Raw genomic sequence first — 284 nt, forward strand, 5'->3', positions numbered from 1 at the left:
ATACCGTTCTTCGCGCCCGACAAGCCCGACTGCTTGACCGTTGTCGCCTCGCTGTAGATACCGGTGCTGGTCGCCGCCAGTACGTTGATGTCCGCACCCGCCTTGACGCTCAGGTTTTTGTCGGCAAGTACCGACGAGCCGATCACATTCACGTTCCCCACCGCGTCCTTGCCGTTGCCGGCAACGATAGCGATGCTGCTGCCTTCGATACTGCTGCCCTGCGCCTGCTGCGCGCTCGCTGTACTGGAACTGGTCGTCGTCTTGCTCTTGACCATGTTGCCGCT

Annotated in this window: 1 protein-coding gene; it reads right to left on the minus strand. The window is 61.3% G+C overall.

The genetic code is table 11. From position 1 onward, the window contains the following. Nucleotides 1–284 (minus strand): hemagglutinin repeat-containing protein (locus tag F2P45_RS35185; protein WP_166882764.1); only part of this gene is annotated, 284 nt, incomplete at both ends.

The sequence above is a fragment of the Massilia mucilaginosa genome (assembly GCF_011682145.1).
GTDB classification, from domain to species: Bacteria; Pseudomonadota; Gammaproteobacteria; order Burkholderiales; family Burkholderiaceae_D; genus Telluria_A; species Telluria_A mucilaginosa.